Origin of the sequence: Phyllobacterium myrsinacearum, from assembly GCF_002980555.1 — a bacterium.
GTDB lineage: Bacteria > Pseudomonadota > Alphaproteobacteria > Rhizobiales > Rhizobiaceae > Phyllobacterium > Phyllobacterium myrsinacearum.
The window spans coordinates 306,624-329,919 of the sequence record NZ_PVBT01000007.1 but is presented as its reverse complement, the minus strand read 5'-3'; the positions used below and the strand labels follow the sequence as shown (position 1 = coordinate 329,919).

General features: G+C 58.5%; 24 protein-coding genes. 16 read left to right on the top strand and 8 right to left on the bottom strand.

The window, feature by feature from the left end; all coding sequences use genetic code 11:
• The 6 genes from C5750_RS21990 to C5750_RS21965 form a co-directional block, all read left to right on the top strand.
• On the top strand, nucleotides 1-382 hold a 382-nt coding region (locus C5750_RS21990; RefSeq protein ID WP_105736807.1), incomplete at its 5' end, for a helix-turn-helix domain-containing protein.
• Nucleotides 383-546: 164 nt separating this feature from the next.
• On the top strand, nucleotides 547-1,812 hold the full coding sequence (gene metK, locus C5750_RS21985; RefSeq protein WP_199537979.1) for a methionine adenosyltransferase: 1,266 nt from the start codon (nucleotides 547-549) through the stop codon (nucleotides 1,810-1,812).
• 22 nt (nucleotides 1,813-1,834) lie between these two features.
• A complete protein-coding gene (gene trmB / locus C5750_RS21980; RefSeq protein ID WP_105736805.1) occupies nucleotides 1,835-2,542 on the top strand; it encodes a tRNA (guanine(46)-N(7))-methyltransferase TrmB in 708 nt (235 codons plus the stop codon).
• A gap of 236 nt (nucleotides 2,543-2,778) precedes the next feature.
• Complete coding sequence (locus C5750_RS21975; protein ID WP_105736722.1) at nucleotides 2,779-3,729, top strand: Bug family tripartite tricarboxylate transporter substrate binding protein; 951 nt, start codon at nucleotides 2,779-2,781, stop codon at nucleotides 3,727-3,729.
• Complete coding sequence (locus C5750_RS21970; RefSeq protein WP_105736720.1) at nucleotides 3,726-4,208, top strand: tripartite tricarboxylate transporter TctB family protein; 483 nt, start codon at nucleotides 3,726-3,728, stop codon at nucleotides 4,206-4,208. Before C5750_RS21975 ends, C5750_RS21970 begins: the two co-directional genes overlap by 4 nt.
• Before the next feature lie 14 nt (nucleotides 4,209-4,222).
• Nucleotides 4,223-5,740: a tripartite tricarboxylate transporter permease gene (locus C5750_RS21965; protein ID WP_105736718.1), complete on the top strand. Its 1,518-nt coding sequence runs from the start codon at nucleotides 4,223-4,225 to the stop codon at nucleotides 5,738-5,740.
• Nucleotides 5,741-5,768: 28 nt separating this feature from the next.
• On the opposite strand, the gene C5750_RS26665 is transcribed toward C5750_RS21965, so the two are convergent.
• Nucleotides 5,769-5,933: a hypothetical protein gene (locus C5750_RS26665; RefSeq protein ID WP_165403430.1), complete on the bottom strand. Its 165-nt coding sequence runs from the start codon at nucleotides 5,931-5,933 to the stop codon at nucleotides 5,769-5,771.
• 412 nt (nucleotides 5,934-6,345) lie between these two features.
• Here C5750_RS26665 and rimP point away from each other — a divergent pair, with 412 nt between their 5' ends.
• From rimP to truB, 6 genes are all read left to right on the top strand, one after another.
• Nucleotides 6,346-7,008 carry a ribosome maturation factor RimP gene (rimP, locus tag C5750_RS21955; RefSeq protein WP_105736714.1) on the top strand — a complete coding sequence of 221 codons (663 nt, stop codon included), beginning with the start codon at nucleotides 6,346-6,348 and terminating at the stop codon, nucleotides 7,006-7,008.
• 63 nt (nucleotides 7,009-7,071) lie between these two features.
• Entirely contained in the window at nucleotides 7,072-8,673 is a 1,602-nt protein-coding gene (gene nusA / locus C5750_RS21950; RefSeq protein WP_105736712.1) for a transcription termination factor NusA, read from the top strand.
• Nucleotides 8,674-8,704: 31 nt separating this feature from the next.
• A complete protein-coding gene (locus C5750_RS21945) occupies nucleotides 8,705-9,346 on the top strand; it encodes an RNA-binding protein (protein WP_105736710.1) in 642 nt (213 codons plus the stop codon).
• A complete protein-coding gene (infB, locus tag C5750_RS21940; protein ID WP_105736708.1) occupies nucleotides 9,343-12,114 on the top strand; it encodes a translation initiation factor IF-2 in 2,772 nt (923 codons plus the stop codon). Before C5750_RS21945 ends, infB begins: the two co-directional genes overlap by 4 nt.
• A 94-nt stretch (nucleotides 12,115-12,208) precedes the next feature.
• A complete protein-coding gene (gene rbfA / locus C5750_RS21935; protein ID WP_105736706.1) occupies nucleotides 12,209-12,679 on the top strand; it encodes a 30S ribosome-binding factor RbfA in 471 nt (156 codons plus the stop codon).
• Entirely contained in the window at nucleotides 12,680-13,654 is a 975-nt protein-coding gene (gene truB / locus C5750_RS21930) for a tRNA pseudouridine(55) synthase TruB (RefSeq protein WP_105736704.1), read from the top strand.
• Here truB and C5750_RS21925 read toward each other — a convergent pair.
• Both C5750_RS21925 and C5750_RS21920 read right to left on the bottom strand, forming a co-directional pair.
• Nucleotides 13,651-13,998, bottom strand: coding sequence for a gamma-glutamylcyclotransferase family protein (locus tag C5750_RS21925; RefSeq protein WP_105736804.1), 348 nt, complete (start codon nucleotides 13,996-13,998; stop codon nucleotides 13,651-13,653). The genes truB and C5750_RS21925 overlap by 4 nt on opposite strands.
• 38 nt (nucleotides 13,999-14,036) lie before the next feature.
• Nucleotides 14,037-14,804 (bottom strand): class I SAM-dependent methyltransferase, encoded by a 768-nt coding sequence (locus tag C5750_RS21920; protein ID WP_105736702.1) that lies wholly within the window; start codon nucleotides 14,802-14,804, stop codon nucleotides 14,037-14,039.
• Between the two features lie 306 nt (nucleotides 14,805-15,110).
• On the opposite strand from C5750_RS21920, the gene rpsO reads away from it, so the two are divergent.
• The 3 genes from rpsO to C5750_RS21905 all read left to right on the top strand — a co-directional run bounded on the left by rpsO (nucleotide 15,111) and on the right by C5750_RS21905 (nucleotide 18,892).
• Nucleotides 15,111-15,380, top strand: a complete 270-nt coding sequence (gene rpsO / locus C5750_RS21915; RefSeq protein WP_105736700.1) for a 30S ribosomal protein S15 — start codon at nucleotides 15,111-15,113, stop codon at nucleotides 15,378-15,380.
• Between the two features lie 215 nt (nucleotides 15,381-15,595).
• Complete coding sequence (pnp, locus tag C5750_RS21910) at nucleotides 15,596-17,740, top strand: polyribonucleotide nucleotidyltransferase (RefSeq protein WP_105736698.1); 2,145 nt, start codon at nucleotides 15,596-15,598, stop codon at nucleotides 17,738-17,740.
• A 132-nt stretch (nucleotides 17,741-17,872) separates the two neighbouring features.
• On the top strand, nucleotides 17,873-18,892 hold the full coding sequence (locus C5750_RS21905) for a class I SAM-dependent methyltransferase (RefSeq protein ID WP_105736802.1): 1,020 nt from the start codon (nucleotides 17,873-17,875) through the stop codon (nucleotides 18,890-18,892).
• Here C5750_RS21905 and C5750_RS21900 read toward each other — a convergent pair whose 3' ends face one another.
• The 4 genes from C5750_RS21900 to fabA form a co-directional block, all read right to left on the bottom strand.
• Nucleotides 18,893-19,246 (bottom strand): NIPSNAP family protein, encoded by a 354-nt coding sequence (locus C5750_RS21900; RefSeq protein WP_105736695.1) that lies wholly within the window; start codon nucleotides 19,244-19,246, stop codon nucleotides 18,893-18,895.
• Between the two features lie 108 nt (nucleotides 19,247-19,354).
• On the bottom strand, nucleotides 19,355-20,170 hold the full coding sequence (gene fabI, locus C5750_RS21895; protein WP_105736693.1) for an enoyl-ACP reductase FabI: 816 nt from the start codon (nucleotides 20,168-20,170) through the stop codon (nucleotides 19,355-19,357).
• An 11-nt stretch (nucleotides 20,171-20,181) separates the two neighbouring features.
• Entirely contained in the window at nucleotides 20,182-21,411 is a 1,230-nt protein-coding gene (fabB, locus tag C5750_RS21890) for a beta-ketoacyl-ACP synthase I (protein ID WP_105736691.1), read from the bottom strand.
• 37 nt (nucleotides 21,412-21,448) lie between these two features.
• The gene (gene fabA / locus C5750_RS21885) at nucleotides 21,449-21,964 is read right to left on the bottom strand and encodes a 3-hydroxyacyl-[acyl-carrier-protein] dehydratase FabA (RefSeq protein ID WP_105736690.1); all 516 of its coding nucleotides are present in this window, start codon (nucleotides 21,962-21,964) and stop codon (nucleotides 21,449-21,451) included.
• A 223-nt stretch (nucleotides 21,965-22,187) separates the two neighbouring features.
• Here fabA and irrA point away from each other — a divergent pair, with 223 nt between their 5' ends.
• Entirely contained in the window at nucleotides 22,188-22,619 is a 432-nt protein-coding gene (gene irrA, locus C5750_RS21880) for an iron response transcriptional regulator IrrA (RefSeq protein ID WP_105736688.1), read from the top strand.
• A 75-nt stretch (nucleotides 22,620-22,694) separates the two neighbouring features.
• Here irrA and C5750_RS21875 read toward each other — a convergent pair whose 3' ends face one another.
• The gene (locus C5750_RS21875; protein ID WP_425350503.1) at nucleotides 22,695-23,252 is read right to left on the bottom strand and encodes an SH3 domain-containing protein; all 558 of its coding nucleotides are present in this window, start codon (nucleotides 23,250-23,252) and stop codon (nucleotides 22,695-22,697) included.
• Nucleotides 23,253-23,296 lie beyond the last annotated feature (44 nt).

The window sequence follows — 23,296 nt, the reverse complement described above, 5'->3', positions numbered from 1 at the left end:
CCACGTGGGCGCCCGAATCCGTCTGCGCCGGAATATGGTTGGCCTCAGTCAGGAACGACTAGGCGATAGCCTGGGAATTACATTTCAGCAAATTCAAAAATACGAGAAGGGTGTCAACCGGGTCGGTACCAGCCGTCTGCAAGCGATTGGTAACGTTCTCAATGTTCCCGTCACGTTTTTCTTTGACGATATGCCTGATCAGCCGGAGAAGGTGCCGGGGTTTGAGGAAGAAAGCGACAACACATATGTTGTGGGCTTTCTCAACAGCTCCGAGGGAATTCAGCTTGCACGCGCATTCGCCAAAATCGGCGATCCGAAGATCCGCCGCAAGATTCTCGATCTGGTCAGGACATTGAGCCACGAGGAAGATCCCGAAGGCTGAATTCTGCCGGACTGCCGGTCTTTCCGCTCAAACAGCAGAAAAATTCTCCCAATGCTGTTTGTTTGAAAACGAAAGCAATTGACTGAATCCTTGGACCTTGGCAAACACTACGCAGGCTCATTTCCCGTGGAATGAGTGCACGTTTGTTTCAAGAGGGGTTTCCCGTGACACGCAGTTCCTATCTTTTTACCAGTGAGTCTGTATCGGAAGGTCATCCAGATAAGGTTTGCGACCGCATTTCCGATGAAATCGTCGACATGATTTATAAGGAAGCAAAGAAAACGGGCGTTGACCCGTGGACGGTGCGTATTGCTTGCGAAACCTTGGCAACGACCAACCGGGTCGTTATTGCCGGTGAGGTGCGTGTCCCCGACACGCTGCTCAAGAAAGACAAGAACGGCGCCGTGGTTCACGACGCCAAGGGTCATCCGGTCATCAATCCCTCACGCTTCCGCGCTGCCGCACGCCGCGCGATCCGCGATATTGGGTATGAGCAGGACGGGTTCAGCTGGAAGACAGCGAAAATCGATGTGCTGTTGCATCCGCAATCAGCCGACATCGCACAGGGCGTCGACAATGCGTCTGACCGTCAGGGCGAAGAAGGCGCGGGCGACCAGGGCATCATGTTCGGTTATGCCTGCCGCGAAACACCGGACCTGATGCCGGCTCCGATCTATTATTCGCACAAGATCCTTGAACTTCTCGCGGCTGCCCGCCACAAGGGCGAAGGCGAGGCCGGACGGCTTGGCCCGGATGCCAAGAGCCAGGTGACGGTTCGTTACGTCGATGGTGTTGCGGCGGAAGCAACCCAGATCGTTCTTTCCACACAGCATCTGGATGCCAGCTGGGATTCCAAGAAGGTTCGCAAGGTCGTTGAACCCTACATCCGTGAAGCGCTGGGCGATCTCAAGATTGCCGACAATTGCGTCTGGTACATCAACCCGACCGGCAAGTTTGTCATCGGCGGACCGGATGGTGACGCAGGCCTGACAGGCCGCAAGATCATCGTGGACACCTATGGTGGCGCGGCTCCCCATGGCGGCGGCGCGTTCTCCGGCAAGGACACCACCAAGGTTGACCGCTCGGCTGCCTATGCGGCACGCTACCTCGCCAAGAATGTTGTTGCGGCCGGCTTTGCCGATCGCTGCACGATCCAGCTGTCCTATGCCATCGGCGTAGCCCAGCCATTGTCTGTCTATGTTGACCTGCACGGGACAGGCAAGGTGAATGAAGATGCCGTGGAAGCTGCCCTGCGCAAGGTCATGGACCTTTCGCCGACGGGTATCCGCAAGCATCTTGACCTGAACAAGCCGATCTACGCCAAGACCTCCGCCTATGGCCATTTTGGCCGTAAGCCCGGTCGTGACGGCTCGTTCTCCTGGGAAAAGACCGATTTGGCCAAGCAGTTGAAGAGTGCGCTGGCTGCGTAAGCGGCCGGTGTGATTGATGATGATGACAGATACAGAAGAGCCCAGGCGCGAGCGTTCAACGGAAGCTTTTTTCGGCAGACGCAATGGCAAGACGCTGCGGCCCCTGCAACGCTCAATCCGTGACGAGTTGCTGCCGCTGCTGAAACTGGATCTGTCGGAACCTGCACCCAGCGACCTTCGCAGTCTTTTTACTGCGGAGGTCGACAAGGTCCGGCTGGAAATCGGCTTTGGCGGCGGCGAACATCTGCTGCATGAAGCTGCCCGGTTTCCCAAATCCGGTTTTATCGGCGTCGAGCCCTTCGTCAACAGCATGGCAAAGCTCGTCGTCGACCTGCATGAAAATCCCCTGCAGAATATCCGCCTGTATGACGATGACGCAACGCAGGTCCTGGACTGGCTGCCGGACGCGTCACTCGATGGTATCGATCTGTTTTATCCGGACCCTTGGCCGAAAAAGAAACATTGGAAGCGCCGTTTCGTCAGCCAGAAGAACCTGGACCGTTTTGCCCGTGTGCTGAAGCCGGGCAGCCCGTTCCGTTTTGCATCGGATATCGATACTTACGTCAACTGGACATTGCAGCATTGCCGCGCTCATGGCGCGTTCGCCTGGCAGGCTGAAACATCCGCCGACTGGCATACGCCCTATGAGGCCTGGCCCGGCACCCGCTATGAGCAGAAAGCGCATCGCGAAGGGCGTGTCGGCGCTTACCTGACTTTTTCACGCTGCTGATGCGCCAATCCGGCTGATATTGGCCGGTCTTCCCCGATACGTGACAGCTTCCAGACAGTTTTCTCCTGTCAATCTGAGCATGAGGAGACCGCTGGGAGGCTGTCCTATAGTTTATGGGTATACGTTGAATTGCGCGCTTGGCGTCAATTCATGGCTTTGACTGTTGCCGCCTCCCGGCTTCTTCAAAGATCCAGCAAAAACAGACGGCGGAATGCTGTCACGGGAGGATTTCTACAATGCGTAAAATGTTGCTTGCTTTCGCTGCTGCCGGCGCGATGATTGTGTCGGGTTCGGCCTTTGCTGCCGATTACAAGATCATGGCACCTGCTGCCCCTGGTGGCGGCTGGGATCAGACCGCCCGCACCATCCAGTCCGTGCTGCAGGATGAGAAGATTTCCGGAAGCGTTCAGGTGGTCAATGTTCCCGGCGCTGGCGGCACCATTGGTCTTGCCCAGTTTGCCAATTCGGCGAAAGGCGATCCGGCGCAGCTGATCGTTGGCGGTTACGTCATGGTCGGCGCCATCCTGACCAACGCGTCGCCAGTCAATCTTAGCCAGGTTACCCCCATTGCCCGCCTGACCGGTGAGTTCGAAGCACTGGTTGTCCCCGCCTCGTCGCCGATCAAGAGCATGGCCGATCTTGTGGAAAAGCTGAAGTCCGATCCGGGTTCCGTATCCTGGGGCGGCGGCTCGGCTGGCGGGACGGATCACATCACCGCCGGCCTGATCGCCAAGGCGGCGGGGGTTGATCCGACCAAGGTCAATTACATCGCTTTCTCCGGTGGCGGTGAAGCGCTGGCTGCCATTCTCGGCAATCAGGTGACGGTCGGGATTTCCGGCTATGGTGAATTCGAATCGCAGATCAAGGCTGGCACGCTGCGCATCATCGGTATTTCCAGCGATGCGAAGGTCGAAGGCGTTGATGCGCCGACATTCAAGGAAGGCGGCGTTGACGTAGCGATCCAGAACTGGCGCATGGTTGCTGCGGCCCCCGGCATTTCCAAGGAGCAGGAAGCTGCCATCAGCGCCGATGTCGAGAAGATGGTGAAGTCGAAGGCGTGGCAGGATCAGCTTGCCACCAAGGGTTGGGCCGATACCTATCTTGCCGGTGATGCGTTCAAGACGCAGCTGGCGAAGGATACCGAAGCAACATCGGCAATCCTGAAAGATATCGGCCTGGTAAAATGACAAACACCGTGTCTACATCCGCAACGCGCCGCCCTGACAGGGCGGCGCTTGTCATAGCCGTCGTTCTCGCTCTGGTTGCAGCTGTTATCGTCTACAGCACTGCGACTGCCCACGGTGGAAGCACCACGCGCATCGGCCCCGGCGCGTTTCCCTACGCCATATCCGGCTGTCTTTTCGTGTTGTCCGTCTGGACCGGCATTGAAGCCTGGCGCGGGGATTTCCCCGAGCGCGAAGCGCAGGAATTTGGCCCTGTCATCTGGATTGTCGGCGGGCTTGCCGCACAGATGCTGCTCCTGAACACGGTCGGCTTTTCCATCGCAACCGGCATATTGTTTGCAGCGACAGCCCGCGGTTTTGGCAAAAGGCCGCTGTGGATGACCATTCCAATCGGGATCGTCCTGTCTTTCGTCGTCTGGATCATTTTCGCCAAGGGGCTGCAACTGTCGCTTCCTGCCGGGCCGCTTGAGCACCTCATTTAAAAGGCATCACAGCCATGGATACATTTACACTCCTCGCCCACGGCTTTCTGGTCGCGTTGGAGCCGATGAACCTGTTTTATGCGCTCGTCGGCGTCACGCTCGGTACCGCTGTCGGCGTTCTGCCCGGCATCGGGCCGGCGCTGACGGTGGCGCTGCTCTTGCCGGTCACCTACAAGCTTGACCCGGCGGGCTCACTCATCATGTTTGCCGGTATTTACTATGGCGGCATGTATGGGGGATCGACCACGTCGATCCTTTTGAACACGCCGGGGGAAAGCGCTTCCATCGTCACGGCGCTGGAAGGCAACAAGATGGCCCGGGCCGGGCGCGGAGGGCCTGCGCTGGCAACGGCCGCCATCGGCTCCTTTGTTGCCGGTCTGATTGCAACGCTTGGGCTCGCGCTGATTGCGCCGACAATCGTCAAATTTGCGCTGTCGTTCGGCCCGGCCGAGTATTTTGCCCTGATGATCCTGGCATTCATGACGGTATCTGCCGCCTTCGGTGATTCAACCCTGCGCGGGCTGACGGCGCTCTTTCTCGGCCTTGCCCTTGGATTGGTTGGCATCGACCTGCAGACGGGGCAGGCGCGGCTGGCGTTCGGTATTCCCGACCTGCTGGATGGCGTGGAGGTCACCACCCTTGCCGTCGCCCTGTTTGCAATCGGCGAGACCCTCAGCGTCGCGGCTGCCCGTTACGGCGGGGATGAAAAGATCGAGCCGGTCAAGGGATCGGTGTGGATGAACAGGGAAGACTGGTCGCGGTCGTGGAAACCATGGCTGCGCGGCACGATCATCGGTTTTCCCATCGGCGCGATGCCGGCGGGCGGCGCCGAGATCGGCACATTCCTGTCCTATTCGGTGGAGAAGCAGCTGGCGAAGAAACCGGAGGAATTCGGCCATGGCGCCATTGAAGGTGTTGCAGGTCCGGAAGCTGCCAACAATGCGTCGGCCGCCGGAACGCTGGTTCCGCTTCTGACGCTTGGGTTGCCGACCACGGCAACCGCAGCCATCATGCTGGCCGGTTTCCAGCAATTCGGTCTGCAGCCCGGACCGCTGCTGTTTGCCACGAACCCACAGATTGTCTGGGGGCTCATAGCCAGCCTTCTCGTTGCCAATTTCATGCTGCTGGTGCTGAACCTGCCGATGATCGGGCTCTGGGTGCGCTTGCTGTCCATTCCGAGGCACTGGCTCTATGCCGGGATTCTCGTGTTCGCCACGCTTGGCACCATCGGCGCCAACCCGTCGACATTCGAGCTTGGCATGCTGCTGGCATTCGGTGTCATGGGGTATATTCTGCGCCGGTTCGGTTATCCGATTGCGCCGGTTGTGGTCGGCCTGATCCTTGGGCCGATGGCCGAGCAGCAATTGCGCCGTGCGCTGGCTATCAGCCAGGGCGACGTTACCGTGCTGGTCGGGTCGCCCATTGCGATCATTCTGCTTGTTTTGGCGGTCTGTGCCGTGGTCGTGCCACTGATCTTGCGGGCACGGGGCAAAGGCAAGGTGCTGTCGCAGCTTGCCGCAAACGAAGACTGATCAGCGATCAGCCCAGTCCACCGGGATATTAATTCCGGTGGATTGTGCTGAACTGAACAGGGTCAATGCCAAGATTGCGCAGATCCGACGGGATCGGCTGATGACCGAGGCGTGTTGCAGAAGCAACAGCAACGGCACTGCCGAATACGTTGAGAAAGCGGCTGATCTTGTAAGGCATATGTCTCTTGGTCATGGCTCATTCCTTTCGCAGTTATGTTGCGATGCAGCATAGATAGGCGAGTTAACTCGAAAGGGTTAGGTCCTGCAGCGCACGGCAGCCATGCGAAAATGCATTGCGGCAGCATGAATTCGGCATTTTCGGCCCTTATAAAAGCCTGAATCCGTTTGTCTGGATGATTTTTGACCAGCTCGGCATATCGCAGGTTGAACGGCCGGCTCTTGCCAGGCGGGAAGCGGTATGTGCGGCTGCATGCGGCGCTGAAATCGCAGAACTGCTGCAGACGCGCAGAAATTCGTCACAGAGCTTGAAACTCTCCCCTCATTTCGATATATAGAAGTCATATTCTTGGTCGATAGAACAGGGGTGGGTCCACACAGGTCCCGCTCTTTTTTGTTTCTTGGGGCCGAAACAGGGAAAATTCTGCGTGACAGACGGCACCAAAACAGAACACCAGGCGGTTGAAACAACCGCGCATGAAGAGCGCATTATCACCGAGACGGGCGTCGATGCCCGTATTGCCGGTATTATCGAGCCAGTGCTGGAATCCATTGGTTTCCGCCTTGTGCGTGTTCGGCTTTCCGGACTGAACGGCCTGACCTTGCAGATCATGACTGAACGCTTCGATGGCACCATGACCGTCGAGGATTGCGAACTGGTCAGCCGGACGATGTCGCCGGTTCTCGATGTGGAAGACCCCATCGACCGTCACTATCATCTGGAAGTATCATCGCCGGGTATCGATCGCCCGCTGGTGCGCAAGTCGGATTTCAACACGTGGTCCGGTCATATCGTCAAAGTGGATACCTCTGCCGTTTTGAACGGACGCAAGAAATTTCGCGGCCGCATCGCTGCTGTTACCGATGACAGTGTCACGATAGAAAGCGATCAGGCGAGTTATGGTGATGAGCCTGTGATTGAGGTGCCATTCGAGTTGATCTCGGATGCACGGCTCATTTTGACGGACGATCTTATTCGCGATGCTTTGCGCCGCGACAAGGACTTACGCGAAGGACGGATTCCCGAGGAGGGCGCTGCATCGCCTGACGACACCGAATCCGCTGAGCGGGAACAGACAAAACAGGACTGATCTTCATACGCCGCGGGAGAAGCGGTGCGATGAACCCTCAAGGGGAATTTCAAGGAGAAAGACATGGCAGTCAGTGCAAACAGGCTAGAACTTCTGCAGATCGCCGATGCGGTGGCCCGCGAGAAGTCGATTGACCGCGAGATCGTGATTGCGGCAATGGCCGATGCCATTCAGAAAGCCGCGCGTTCGCGTTACGGTCAGGAAACCAATATCCGCGCCGATATCAATGCCAAGACAGGCGAGATCAAGCTGCAGCGCCTGCTGGAAGTCGTCGAAGATGTCGAAGACCCGGTGACGCAGATCAGCATGGATGCCGCGCGCGACCGCAATCCCGATGCGCAGCCCGGCGATTTCCTTGCCGATCAGCTGCCGCCGATGGATTTCGGCCGTATTGCCGCCCAGTCCGCCAAGCAGGTTATCGTGCAGAAGGTGCGTGAAGCCGAGCGTGACCGCCAGTATGACGAATACAAGGACCGTGTCGGTGAAATCATCAACGGCAGCGTCAAGCGCGTTGAATACGGCAATGTGATCGTTGATCTCGGCCGTGGCGAGGCGATTGTGCGCCGCGACGAACTGATCCCGCGCGAGACATTCCGCTACGGTGACCGCGTTCGGGCCTATGTCTATGACGTGCGCCGTGAACAGCGCGGCCCGCAGATTTTCCTGAGCCGCACCCATCCGCAGTTCATGGCGAAGCTGTTCACCATGGAAGTGCCTGAGATTTACGACGGCATCATTGAAATCAAGTCGGTTGCCCGTGATCCGGGTTCCCGCGCCAAGATTGCCGTGATTTCGCGTGATTCCTCGATCGATCCTGTCGGTGCCTGCGTTGGTATGCGCGGTTCACGCGTTCAGGCGGTTGTCGGCGAACTCCAGGGCGAAAAGATCGACATTATTCCGTGGTCGCCGGAACCGGCGTCCTTCATCGTCAATGCGCTGCAGCCGGCGGAAGTCGCCAAGGTTGTGCTTGATGAAGATGCGGAACGTATTGAAGTTGTGGTTCCGGATGACCAGCTATCCCTGGCAATCGGCCGCCGCGGCCAGAATGTGCGCCTTGCATCGCAGCTGACGGGCTGGGATATCGATATCCTAACCGAACAGGAAGAATCCGAGCGCCGTCAGAAGGAATTCGTCGAACGCTCCAACCTGTTCATGGAAGCGCTTGATGTCGACGAGATGGTCGGTCAGGTTCTTGCATCGGAAGGTTTTGCCAGCGTCGAGGAAATCGCCTATGTGGATGGCGATGAAATTTCCTCCATCGATGGTTTCGATGAGGAGACGGCGAGCGAAATCCAGCAGCGCGCCCAGGAATATCTCGGCCGCATCGAAGCTGAACGCGATGCCCGCCGCAAGGAACTGGGTGTTTCGGATGAGCTGCGCGATCTGCCTGGCATGACGAATGCCATTCTGGTTGCCGTTGGCGAAGACGGTGTCAAGACGGTTGAAGATTTCGCCGGTTATGCGGTGGATGAACTGACCGGCTGGCGTGAGCGCAAGGATGGTGAGACAATCAACCATTCCGGCATTCTCTCGGCCTTCGAAGTCAGCCGTACCGATGCGGAACAGATGGTTCTGACCGCGCGTCTCAAGGCCGGCTGGATCACCGAAGACGATCTGGTTGCCGTTGAAACGGATGAAGTGCCGGACGAAGAGGTCGCTGGCTGAGAGCGAGAGACCTTTGTACGTGGAACCGGAAATGAATGACAGGACATGCATTGTCACGCGCGAAGGCGGTTCTGTCGATGACATGATCCGGTTTGTCGCAAGCCCGGACGGGGCGGTTGTCGCTGATTTGAAGCGCAATCTTCCCGGGCGGGGGTGTTGGGTGAAGGCCCAGCGGCGTTATATTGATGAAGCGGTCAAGCGAAAGCTCTTTCCGCGTGCATTGAAAACCAATGTGACTGTCCCGGATGATTTCGGGTTGGTTGTCGATCAGATGCTGGTAAAATTCGCGCTTGGCAGTTTTGGGTTGGCGCGCAAGGCCGGTGTTGTGGTAACAGGGGCCGCAAAAGTGGACTCCGCTATCCGCAACGGCACCGCAGCGCTGGTTCTTCATGCCCGTGAAGCCGCCGAAGATGGCGTCCGCAAGCTTGACCAGGCCCGCCGTTCGGTAGTTTATGCCGGCGGACCGGAAATTCCCGCCCTTTCATTGTTCGAAAGCAGTGAAATGGATTTGGCATTAGGCGGGGTAAATGTGATACATGCTGCCGTACTCAAGGGGAAGGCAGCTGCCGGGTTCGTCGAGCGAGCTTGGCTGCTACAGCATTTTCGCGATGGCCGTACGGATCTGGCCGACGCTAAAGCGGCATCTGCCGCGAAGGAAACGGAAACGGAATGAGCGATACAAAATCGACAGACGACAAGACGCTTGGCGTCAATAAAAAGACCCTGACCCTGAAGCGGCCTGGCGTTGAACAGAGTACTGTGCGTCAGAATTTCAGTCATGGCCGCACGAAGTCTGTTGTCGTTGAAACCAAGAAGCGCAAGTTTAGCCTTCCGGATCAGAAGCCGGAGGTAACGCCTCCTGCTGCGCCTGCACCGGCAACACCGGCGCCAGCATCTGCGGCACCTGCTCCTTCTGCACCGGTTGTGCGCCCGGCGGCTCCCCAGCCGGCCCCTGCACCCGTACAGGCGGCAACACCAAGTGCTGCGCCTGCGCCAGCGCCGCGTCCGGCGGCTCCTGCGCAAGGTGCATCGGCTGGTTCTGCGTCCGCGAGCGCGCGTCCCGCTGCTCCGGCGCATTCGCAGCGGCCTGCCCAGCAGCCTTACCGTTCATCGCGTCCGAACGACCGTTCGGGCATGGTGCTGAACACATTGTCGTCAGCCGAGCTTGAAGCCCGCCGCAAGGCACTTGAGGGTTCAAAAGTTCGTGATGCGGAAGATCGTGCGCGTGCGGCTGTCGAAGCTGCGCGCCGTGCAGAGGAAGATGCTTTGCGTGCCAAGGAGCGCGAAGAATCCGCCCGCCGCCAGGCCGAAGAAGAAGAGCGCCTGCGCAAGGAAGCTGAAGCCAAGCAGCGTTCGGAAGAAGAAGCCCGCAAGCGCCAGCCTGACACCGCGAAAGCGGCCGAAGAAACCACTGCGCCGAAGGGTCCGGTGCGCAAGGCTGCCGCTGACGAAGAAGAAGAACGTCGTGGTCCTGCAGGTGCCCGCCGTGGCAGCAGCGCTGCTCCGGTCAAGCCGGAAGTGCGCACGCCCAAGGTCGTCAAAGGGGAAGATGAGCGCCGTCGCGGCAAGCTCACCCTGGGCACGGCATTGAACGATGAAGGCCGCAGCCGTTCACTGTCCGCGATGCGCCGCCGTCAGGAAAAGTTCAAGCGCGGCATGCAGCAGGATACCCGCGAGAAAATCGCACGTGAAGTCATTCTGCCGGAGACCATCACCATTCAGGAGCTTGCACAGCGTATGGCCGAGCGTTCGGTCGACGTCATCAAGTTCCTGATGAAGGAAGGCCAGATGATGAAGCCCGGCGATCTGATCGACGCCGACACGGCTCAGCTGATTGCCGAAGAATTCGGTCATACGGTTCGCCGCGTTGCGGAATCCGACGTTGAAGAAGGTATCTTCAACGTGCAGGACGACGAAGGCGCGTTCGAATCCCGTCCGCCTGTTGTCACGATCATGGGTCACGTCGATCACGGCAAGACATCGCTGCTCGACGCCATCCGCAAGGCCAACGTTGTGTCCGGTGAAGCCGGTGGCATCACCCAGCATATTGGCGCCTACCAGGTCGAGCAGAATGGTCACAAGATCACCTTCATCGATACGCCGGGTCACGCCGCCTTTACGGCGATGCGCGCCCGCGGTGCACAGGCAACGGATATCGCTATCCTTGTCGTTGCCGCCGATGACAGCGTGATGCCGCAGACCATTGAATCGATCAACCATGCCAAGGCAGCGGGTGTTCCGATCATCGTGGCGATCAACAAGATCGACAAGCCATCCGCCGATCCGCAAAAGGTCCGCAATGGCCTGTTGCAGCACGAAGTCTTCGTGGAATCGATGGGCGGTGAAACGCTCGACGTGGAAGTGTCGGCGAAAACCGGTGCGGGCCTCGACAAGCTGCTCGAAACCATTCTGCTCCAGGCGGAAATTCTCGACCTGAAGGCCGATCCTTCGCGGACGGCCGAAGGCGTGGTTATCGAAGCCAAGCTCGACCGGGGCCGCGGTTCGGTTGCAACCGTTCTCGTCCAGAAGGGCACATTGCGTCCGGGTGACATCATTGTTGCCGGCAGCGAATGGGGCCGTGTCCGCGCCCTCGTCAATGATCGCGGTGAAACGGTCAAGGAAGTCGGTCCGGCAACGCCGGTCGAGGTTCTGGGTCTTCAGGGCCCGCCACAGGCTGGCGATCGCTTTGCCGTGGTGGAAAACGAAGCCAAGGCCCGCGAGATTTCCGAGTACCGCACGCGTCTTGCCCGTGAAAAGGCAGTGGCCCGTCAGGCTGGATCGCGCGGCTCGCTCGAACAGATGATGAGCCAGCTGCAGGTCACCGGCCTGAAGGAATTCCCGCTGCTCATCAAGGGCGACGTGCAGGGTTCCATCGAAGCCATTGCCGGCGCACTGGACAAGCTTGGAACCGACGAAGTCCGGGCTCGCATCATCCATTCGGGTGCTGGCGGCATCACCGAGAGCGATATTGCTCTTGCCGAAGCCTCCAATGCTGCGATCATCGGCTTCAACGTGCGTGCCAACAAGCAGGCGCGTGACCTGGCTGAGCGTGAAGGCATCGAGATCCGCTACTACAACATCATCTACGATCTGGTGGATGACGTGAAGGCAGCCATGTCCGGCCTGCTGTCGCCGGAACGCCGCGAAACCTTCCTCGGCAATGCGGAGATCCTCGAAGTCTTCAACATTACCAAGGTCGGCAAGGTTGCAGGTTGCCGCGTCACGGAAGGCAAGGTCGAACGTGGTGCGGGCGTGCGCCTCATCCGCGACAACGTTGTCATTCACGAAGGCAAGCTCAAGACGCTCAAGCGCTTCAAGGACGAAGTGTCCGAAGTGCCTGCGGGTCAGGAATGCGGTATGGCGTTCGAGAATTACGACGATATTCGCGCAGGCGATACGATCGAAGCGTTCCGCGTCGAACACATTACCCGCACACTTTGATGCCAAGCCCTTGCGAGGGCAGCATTTAGATCATCGATAACAGGATCGCCGGACCCAAAACCGGCGATCTCCTGTATCTTGGGATACGATAAATATGTCTCGTTTTGCCTCATCGTCCGGCCCTTCACAACGCCAGTTGCGCGTCAGTGAACAGGTGCGTCACGCCGTTTCTCAGGTGCTTCAGCGCGGTGACGTGCGCGATGACACGCTGGAAAACGCCGTTGTCGCCATTTCTGAAGTCCGCATGTCGCCGGACCTCAAGATCGCCACCTGCTTTGTTTCGCCCATCGGCGCGAAAGACAGCGACGCGGTGATTGCGGCCCTGAACCAGCATGCAAAATTCATCCGCGGCCGGGCAGCAGCCTATCTGAAGCAGATGAAATACATGCCGGAATTCCGGTTCCGCATCGACTCGAGCTTTGACAACTACGCCAAGATCGATGCGCTGCTGCGCAAGCCAGAGGTGACCCGCGATCTCGATGATCATCACGATCATGATGATCATGACGATCCCAACCCCGGCGATGTGCCGGGCCATGGCCCCGACGGCAACGGAAACAATTGAATGTCGAGACAGCGCAAGAAAAAAGGCCGGCCCGTATCCGGCTGGCTGATCTTTGACAAGCCGAAGGGCATGGGCTCGACCGAAGCCGTCTCCAAGATCAAGTGGCTGTTCAAGGCTGAAAAAGCCGGGCACGCCGGCACGCTTGATCCGCTCGCATCCGGCATGCTGCCGATCGCGCTGGGCGAAGCGACGAAGACCGTGCCCTATGTCATGGACGGCGCCAAGATCTACCGCTTCACCGTCACCTGGGGGGCTGAACGCACCACCGACGACATGGAAGGCGAGATCACAGTCACATCGGAGCAACGCCCGGACGAGGCATCGATCAAGGCCATTCTTGCCAGATATACCGGTGTGATTCAGCAGATTCCGCCAAAATTCTCCGCCATCAAGATTGCCGGCGAGCGCGCCTATGACCTGGCGCGCGGCGGCGAAGAGGTTGAAATTCCGGCACGGGAAGTCGAAATCGACCGTCTCGAACTGATTGGGCAGCCTGACGCATCCACCGCGATTTTCGAAGTCGAATGCGGCAAGGGCACCTATGTCCGCTCACTCGCCCGGGACATGGGGCGGGATCTCGGCTGCTACGGTCACATCTCCGATCTGCGCCGCATTGAAGTTGCGCCCTTTGACGAGCAGGATTTCGTCACGCTCGAGGAATTGGAAGCGGCCCACCCGCCGGCCCCTGCCGAGGGTGAGGAAGGCGAGGACCGCTCCTACGAAGCCATCGAGGCGCGTTTCTCGGTGATGGATGCATTCCTGATTGATACCGGCGCGGCATTGGAGAGCCTGCCGCAGGTCGCCCTCTCCGACGATCAGGCGCACCGCATCCGCATGGGCAACCCGGTCATCCTGCGTGGCCGCGACGCGCCGGTTGAGGCTGACGAAGCCTGTGTAACGAGCAAGGGCAAGCTTCTCGCCATCGGCTTCATCGAACAGGGCCAGTTCAAGCCCAAGCGCGTTTTCACCGCTTAAGCTTTCACGTAAACCCAGGCATCGATTCCCGATTTCAACCGCACTTCGACGCGCTTGTAATCCGCCACTTCATAGGCGTCCGCTGCGGCGAGTTCACTCACCGTGATCTTGAAAACGGTTCCCGCGACCTCGTCGCCGGAATCGCTGCTTGGCACGACGATGGGATGGAAATTGCTGCCGCTGGCACGGATGACATCGGGATCGGTGATTTCGATCATCGATTTCCTGAAACCTGGCATCGCATCCGGCGTGCCTTGCAAAAGGCGGCCGAAGGAAGACAGCTGGACACCCTCCTGCTGCAGGGTTCCATAGGAAAACAGATGGATCGCCGGTGTGTCATTCATGCTGAGCTCCTCTGGCGCTGCGTCCTTGGTGGCGAGTATCATTCCTTGATGCAACTGTAGGCCGCCGTGTCGTAGGGCAGGGTGACCTCCGTTCTTCCGGCGAGTGTCGGTTCGTTTGCGATAAGGGCGCGAACATCGGCGGCAACCTGTTCCTGTTTTTCCGGCGGCAGGGCGGCGATGAAGCTGGTCGACAGCACGCGGTTGACGATGACATCTTCCGGCGCACCGGTATGGTTGTTGGAAAAATGGTGTTCTCTCAGTGCGCTGAAGCCATTGAACGGAAACGGTTTTTTCCAGTCTCCGGTATGGTGCCGCGGCGTGTCGCCTTCGTAGGGTGCAAAGATATCCGCCAGTTTTGCCACCCAGGGAATGCGTGCATCCCGCGTGTTCCACACCAGCCCGAGGCTGCCGCCCGGCTTGAGGACACGGTGAATTTCCGTGAGTGCGGCCTCGGTGGCAAACCAATGGAATGCCTGCGCACAGACGACCGCGTCCACGGACGCGTCGGGAAGAGGGATCGATTCCGCGGTGCCTGATTTGGCCGAAATCTCGGGATATTCACCGGTGAGTTTTTGCAGCATTTCGGCAACGGGTTCAACGGCGATGACCGCAGCGCCCGTTGTCATGAGCCGGCGCGTAAACTTGCCGGTTCCGGCGCCAAGATCGACAACGGTCTTACCGGGTTCCAGATCCAGTTCATCGCGCAACCATGCATCGAGTGCCGGCGGGTAGTCCGGACGGCCAAGAACATAATTGTCGGCCTTCGCGGCAAAGCCCGCGGCAGCGGCGTGATGAATGGTGTTCATGATTTCACTCCGGATCATTGGCCCCAAACCAGTATGGAAAGGCGGATTGGCGGAATAGAGGCGGGCAGGGGCATGCCACGCTCGTGCCGCAGTTCATTTCTAAGGTAAGATGGCAAAATGAATATGACCGCTTTGCCCCGGGTTCGACAACTGAAAAGCGAGCGAATCATTTGCGGCTGGTAATTTGTCACATTTTCGACTATACGGCCCGCAGCGATAGGCTTTCCCTAGCGCTTTAACCGGCCCCCGCTGGACGACATCCCGGCCGTGGGCATCCCGTTTTCCCTTCAAAAGAAAGGACATACGATGTCGATTACCGCTGAACGCAAGCAGGCACTGATCTCTGAATACGCAACGAAGCCAGGCGACACCGGTTCCCCGGAAGTCCAGGTTGCTGTTCTGACAGAGCGCATTGTCAACCTGACCGAGCACTTCAAGGACCACAAGAAGGATAACCATTCCCGCCGTGGTCTTCTCAAGCTCGTCTCGACGCGCCGCAGTCTCCTTGACTACCTCAAGGGTGTAGACGAGGGCCGCTACCAGACGCTGATCGAAAAGCTCGGCCTGCGCCGCTAACAGATTGGACCGGCGGGTGCGCTCAGTCGCCCCGCCGGTCTCTGTTTATCCCGACAGGGATGAACGCTACCATGAGGCAGGTCATGGGGCAGGATTGCAGGCAGCTCGGCCATACGAGTTGCACGTTGTCTTGCCCGTGATTGGTCTGAAACGAAACGGGCGAAACATGCTGCTATCCAAAGGGATGCGCGTATTTCCCCACTGAAGGACAAGATATGTTTAATCAACACAAAGTTGAAATCGAATGGGGCGGCCGTCCGCTCATTCTGGAAACGGGCAAGATTGCCCGCCAGGCCGATGGCGCAGTTCTCGCCACCTACGGCGAAACCGTGGTTCTCGCCACCGTTGTTTCCGCCAAGGAACCAAAGCCAGGTCAGGATTTCTTTCCGCTGACCGTAAACTACCAGGAAAAGACCTACGCAGCCGGCAAGATCCCAGGTGGCTACTTCAAGCGTGAAGGCCGTCCGAGCGAAAACGAAACACTGGTTTCGCGCCTGATCGACCGTCCGATCCGCCCGCTCTTTGCCGATGGCTACAAGAACGACACACAGGTTGTTCTGACAGTTATCCAGCACGACCTCGAAAACAACCCGGACATCGTTTCGCTCATCGGTGCTTCCGCAGCACTGACGCTGTCCGGTGTTCCGTTCATGGGTCCGATCGGCGGTGCACGCGTCGGCTATATCGGCGGCGAATACAAGCTGAACCCGACCATCGATGAAATGGTTGAGTCGAGCCTCGACCTCGTTGTTGCCGGTACCGGCGAAGCCGTTCTGATGGTCGAATCGGAAGCCAAGGAATTGGCCGAAGACATCATGCTCGGCGCCGTGATGTTTGGTCACAAGAGCTTCCAGCCGGTTATCGACGCGATCATCAAGCTCGCTGAAGTTGCTGCAAAAGAGCCGCGCGACTTCCAGGCAGAAGATCTTTCTGCTGTTGAAGCTGCGGTTCTCAAGGTTTGCGAAGCCGATCTGCGCGCTGCCTACAAGATCACCGACAAGCAGCAGCGTTATGCCGCTGTTGATGCGGCCAAGGCAAAGGTCAAGGCACACTTCTTCCCGGAAGGTGTTGAAGAGCCGGAATTCTCCGCCGAACAGATCGCAACGGTGTTCAAGTCGGTTCAGGCGAAGATCGTTCGCTGGAACATCCTCGACACGGGCGGCCGTATCGATGGCCGCGACCTCTCGACGGTTCGTCCGATCGTATCGGAAGTCGGCCTTCTGCCGCGCACCCACGGTTCGGCCCTGTTCACCCGCGGTGAAACACAGGCCATCGTTGTTGCAACGCTCGGCACCGGCGAAGACGAACAGTATGTCGACTCGCTGACCGGCATGTACAAAGAAACCTTCATGCTTCACTACAATTTCCCGCCCTATTCGGTCGGTGAAACAGGCCGCATGGGTTCGCCCGGCCGTCGTGAAATCGGTCATGGCAAGCTCGCCTGGCGCGCCATCCATCCGGTTCTGCCTGCCAAGGAACAGTTCCCCTACACGCTGCGTACGGTTTCGGAAATCACCGAATCCAACGGCTCGTCCTCAATGGCGACCGTTTGCGGCACATCGCTTGCGCTGATGGATGCCGGTGTTCCGCTGCTCCGTCCGGTTGCAGGTATCGCCATGGGCCTGATCAAGGAAGACGAGCGCTTTGCTGTTCTGTCCGACATCCTCGGCGATGAAGATCATCTCGGCGACATGGATTTCAAGGTTGCCGGTACTGAAAGCGGTATCACTGCCCTGCAGATGGACATCAAGATCGACGGTATCACCGAAGAGATCATGAAGGTTGCTCTGGGTCAGGCCAAGGACGGCCGTCTGCACATCCTAGGCGAAATGGCCAAGGCCATCACCGAAGGCCGTTCGGAACTCGGCGAATTTGCACCGCGCATCGAAGTCATGAACATCCCGACCGACAAGATCCGTGACGTTATCGGTTCTGGCGGCAAGGTCATTCGTGAAATCGTCGAAAAGACCGGTGCGAAGATCAACATCGAAGATGATGGCACGGTCAAGATCGCGTCCTCCTCTGCCAAGGAAATCGAAGCCGCCCGCAAGTGGATTCATTCGATCGTTGCCGAGCCTGAAGTTGGTGAAATCTACGAAGGCACGGTCGTCAAGACCGCCGACTTCGGCGCATTCGTCAATTTCTTCGGCCCGCGCGATGGTCTGGTCCATATTTCCCAGCTCGCTTCCGAGCGCGTTGCCAAGACCTCCGATGTGGTCAAGGAAGGCCAGAAGGTCTGGGTCAAGCTCATGGGCTTTGACGAGCGCGGCAAGGTTCGCCTGTCGATGAAGGTTGTCGACCAGGAAACCGGCAAGGAAATCGCTCAGGAAAAGAAGCAGGCTGAAGAAGACGCTGAATAAGCCTCCTGCTTTGACGTGATGAAAGCGCGCCCCCGTGGCGCGCTTTTTTCTTGGCGGGGTTCGATTGGCATGGAAGGTTGCCATTCCAGTCGGTCCCGTTTCAGACAGACCTATTGATGGATGGACATTGCCATGGCCAACGGCGCACTCAAGACGCTCTTTCTGCCCTTTGAAGACGGGATATTGCCGGTTCCAGACGCGGGCAGCGCATGGCTGTTCCTCGGCGCCGAGGTGGAGCGCGATATCGATCCCGCATGGAAAGACGCGCTGACAGCGCTCCAGCCGTTCCGGCCGGATTACAACGCCTTGCAAAAAGCAGGTTTCCAGGCTGTTTCCCGGCTTGAGGGCGGGGAACGCTTCAAGGGGGCGCTGATCCTTCTTGGTAAGCATCGTGGGCGCAATGAGGCATGGTTGGCGCAGGCCTTGCGCCACGTCGAAGCCGGCGGCCTGATCGTGGTGGGCGGGGACAAGAAGCTCGGCATCGACAGTTTCCGCAAGACGGTCGAACGATTTGCGCCGATTACCGACCGGTTGTCCAAGCACCATGCGGTGGCTTTCTGGTTTACCCGGCCCGAGGCTGTCGATGAAGCGCAAGCAGAAGCGCTTGTGGCCGAACCGACGCTGGTCGACGCGCGCTTTACCACTGCCCCTGGCATGTTTTCGCACACGGCCATCGACAAGGGATCGGCGCTGCTGGTGAAGCATTTTTCCGGCCGCATCAGCGGCCATGTCGCCGATTTCGGGGCCGGTTGGGGTTATCTTGCCAGCGAAGTGCTGAAACATCCCGACAAGCTCAAATCACTGGCGCTCTATGAGGCGGATTTTGAAGCACTCGAAGCGGCAAAGCTGAACCTTGCCGGTGCAACCGAACTGCCACTGTCATTTCACTGGCACGATGTGAATGGCGAAGCCATCGCCGAGATCTACGACACCATCGTCATGAATCCGCCGTTCCATGCGGGGCGCAGTGCCGACCCGACCATGGGGCAGGGGTTCATTGCCGCCGCCGCCAAGCGCCTGAAGCCGGGCGGCAGGCTGCTGCTGGTCGCCAACTGTCAGATGCCCTATGAGGCGGGCCTGAAGGCGCTGTTCCGCTCCGTCCTGCCGATCGAGGATACTGCCGGTTACAAGATCATCGAAGCGAAAAAATAGTCAGTTCAACCGCCGCCGCCGGATACCGCACAACCGGGTTTCTTCGATGGCCGCCTCGCTCATCCATGCCATGGATTTGAGGCTGACCACGATCCGTTGCAAAATGGCGGGACGTGGTCCCCTGCGCCAGATATCGCTGGTATAAAGCGCTTCCTGCGAAGCGTTGAGGTGATCGAGATTGTCATAGGCGCGCACGAGGAAATAGGCATCGGGGTGATGTTCCGATTGGCCGAAGTCGACCACGTCCATATCGATGGACTGGTGTATGGGCAGGCTTTCCTCGCACACCAGTCTGTGGAACTCGGCTCCTGTTCCCGGGCTCAGGCTGTAGATAAGCGTTTCAACGAGGCGCATGGTGGGTCTCCTGACATTCCTGACGAAAAAGGGAGGCCCACTTTCAACAAAAATCCCGCAAAACCAAGCCTGGTCTCACGGGACTGCTGTCAATTCTGGCAGGAGGATTTATTCCTTGCCGTCGTCGGATTTCTTCAGTTCTTCAAGCGTTGGCATCGATACGATGTTGTAGCCGGAATCCACATAATGGATTTCGCCGGTCACACCGCTCGACAGATCCGAGAGAAGATAGAGCGCCGAGCGGCCGACATCTTCAATATCAACGGTGCGGCGCAGCGGCGCGTTGCGCTTCTGATAGGAGAACATGGCGCGCGCATCGCCAATGCCGGCGCCAGCCAGCGTGCGGACCGGACCCGCCGAGATCGCGTTGACGCGGATGCTTTCCGGGCCGTAATCGGCGGCGAGATAGCGCACCATGGCTTCAAGGGCAGCCTTGGCCACGCCCATGACGTTGTAGTTCGGCATAACGCGGGTCGAACCGCCATAGGTCAGCGTCAGGATGGAGCCGCCGTCCTTCATCAATTTTGATGCGCGCTGCGCCACTTCCGTGAAGGAATAGGCTGATATCACCATGGTGCGGCTGAAATTGTCGCGCGTGGTCACATCGGCATAGCGGCCCTTGAGCTGCGACTTGTCTGAAAAGCCAATGGCATGCACGACGAAATCAATCGTGCCCCATTCTTTTTCGAGGGTCTCGAACACCGCATCGACCGTTGTGATATCCTCGACATCACAGGGAAGCAGCAGCTTGGAGCCGAGCTGTTCCGCGAGCGGCGCAACGCGCTTGCCGAAGGCATCGCCCTGATAGGTGAAGGCGAGTTCAGCGCCGTTGTCGGCCAGTTCCTTGGCAATACCCCAGGCAATGGAATGGCTGTTCGCGACCCCCATAATGAGACCGCGTTTGCCTTTCATCAGTTCACCCATATTCTTCCCTCTCAACCCTGGAAACGCTGGAACACCAGCGTTGCATTGGTGCCACCAAATCCGAAGGAATTGGTCAGCACCGTATCCAGTTTGGCATTGTCGATCCGCTTGCGCACAATAGGCATGTCCTCGAATGCCGGATCGAGTTCTTCAATATTGGCGCTTTCGGCGATGAAATTGTGATTCATCATCAAAAGCGAATAGATTGATTCGTGCACGCCGGTGGCACCCTGCGAGTGCCCGGTCAGTGACTTTGTCGCCGAGATTGGCGGGCAGCCGGCCTCAGCCGTGCCGAACACCTCGCGAATGGCCTCGATCTCCTTGAGATCGCCGACCGGTGTCGAGGTGGCGTGCGGGTTGATGTAATCCACCTTGCCCTTCACGTTCTCGATTGCCATCCGCATGCAGCGGGCGGCACCTTCACCGCTTGGCGCAACCATGTCGGCGCCGTCCGATGTCACGCCGTAACCGACGATTTCACCGTAAATCTTGGCGCCGCGTGCCTTGGCATGTTCCAGCTCTTCCAGAACCAGCACGCCAGCACCGCCGGAGATGACGAAACCGTCGCGGTTCTTGTCATAGGCGCGCGATGCAACCGAAGGCCGGTCATTGAACTTGGAGGACATGGCACCCATGCCGTCGAAAAGCACGGACAGCGTCCAGTCGAGATCTTCGCAGCCGCCGGCAAACATCATGTCCTGCTTGCCGTACTGGATCATCTCGAAGGCATTGCCGACGCAGTGATTGGAGGTCGCGCAGGCCGATGAAATGGAATAGTTGACGCCCTTGATCTTGAACCAGGTGGCAAGCGTTGCCGATGCGGTCGAAGACATGGCCTTCGGCACGGCAAACGGGCCGACCTTCTTGGATGAGCCCGATTCGCGGGTTTTGTCGGCAGCTTCGACAATGGTGCGGGTGGATGAACCGCCGGAACCCATGATGATGCCGGTGCGCTCGTTGGAAATCTGGCTTTCATCGAGACCGGCATCGGCGATGGCCTGGTCCATGGCCACGTGATTCCATGCGGTTCCCCCGCCATGGAAGCGCATGGCGCGCCGGTCGACCAGCGTTGCCGGATCAAGCGTGGGAGCGCCGTGCACCTGACTGCGGAAACCGTATTTTGCATAGTCTTCGGCGAAGACGATGCCCGATTTCGCTGCACGCAGGGATTCCAGCACCTCCTGCACATTATTACCGATAGAGGATACGATACCCATCCCCGTCACAACCACTCGCCGCATTGCGATCTCCTTGAAGGTGCTGCGCTGACCGATAGGGTCAGGCAGCGCTTTCCTTGAATAGGCCAACCCGCAGGTCGGTTGCCTTATAGATAGTTTCGCCGTCGGCTTTTAGCCAGCCGTCCGCAATGCCCAGCACCAGACGACCGCGCATGACGCGCTTGAAGTCGATGCCATATTCGACGATCTTGGTCTTCGGGGTAACCATGCCGGTGAACTTGACCTCGCCGGTCGACAGCGCGCGGCCCTTGCCAGGTTCGCCGAGCCAGCCCAGATAAAAGCCGGTCAGCTGCCACATGGCATCGAGACCAAGGCAGCCCGGCATGACGGGATCGCCAATGAAGTGACATGGGAAGAACCACAGGTCCGGCTTGATGTCGAATTCGGCGCGGATATAGCCCTTGCCGTTTTCGCCGCCGGTCTCGGAAATCTCTGTAATGCGATCAAACATCAGCATGGGTGGCGCGGGCAACTGGGCATTGCCCTGACCGAACATCTCTCCGCGGGCGCAAGCAAGGAGCTCTTCATACCCGTAGCTTGATTTCTGTTCTGGCATTCTGTCTCCCATCAATTGCTTCAATGCTGGCGCTTTTGCGCGGGCGGACCCTATCACAGAGTGTTTCTCGCTGAAAACGGTCTGTTGGCTTATCCCTAACGGAATGGCTGAATTGCGGCCTATTGATCGATTTCGCAAGACGGCATATATCAATGATGTAACACGATAGACAACAGTCTATGGTGAGACTTTTGATATCATTTAACGGAGTGGCAGACGGGCCATGCATATTTCTTATGAGATTGATGCCGACGTACCCTTGCAAGAGCGCCTGCGCTTCGCGGGTTTGCGTCCCACCCGTCAGCGTGTAGCGCTTGCCAGTCTGATCTTTGCCAAGGGCGATCGTCATCTTTCGGCGGAAGAACTACATGAAGAAGCGCTTGGCGCCAATGTGCCTGTCTCGCTTGCAACGGTCTACAATACCCTGCACCAGTTCACCCAGGCAGGCATGCTGCGTATCCTTGCGGTTGAAGGCGCGAAAACCTATTTCGACACGAATGTTTCCGACCATCATCACTTTTTCGTCGAAGGCGAGAACCAGGTGATCGACATTCCGGATGGCTCGGCCATGGTCGGCCATCTTCCGCCGGTGCCGGAAGGCATGGAAATCGTCAACGTGGACATCATCATCCGCCTGCGCAAAAAACGCGGCTGATCCAATCGCATATCAATGATGACGGATTGTGCAGTCTGACGGGCATGTGAGGCTAGCCCGCCCGGATTCTATGGATCAATCAAACTTCTCGCCGGGATAGGCACCCCAGATATCCGATTGGCGCATCCAGCCGCTGGCGCCGCTGAATATCAGCCGGCACCAATCGCCATTGCACATCTTCAGGGTTGCAAGGACGCCGGGCTGCACCTGCGCCACGATGCCTGCCTTGTCGTCGGCGCTGCGATAGACATTCAGCATGACATTGTCCTTGTCGCGCTGCCACGGGGCGGTCATCGCGGTGCGCTTGCCGGAGAGAAGCGACTGATAGACCCAGCCTTCGGTTCCCTCGGAATCGCGAATGCGCCGCCAGTTGTCATATTCCTGGACGATTTCGACCGGCAGGCCGGATTTCAGAAACAGCCATGTCACGGCGTAATCGCGCCCCGGTCCGACGCGCAAATTGACGCGGCCGGGTTTCAGGCTGACAAAACGCGGCAATGGCAGGCCGCTGGGGCCAACCTGTTGGGCGGCATGAGCCGTGGCAATGCCGGGAATCGCCGCGGGAACGGCCAGAGAAAGGGCCGACGCAATACCGGCGGTCAGTGCGAAAGAACGAATAAATGAGATGCCCAACAAAATCAGTCCTTCATCGTTCTGAGCTCTTTTCCGGCAATTAT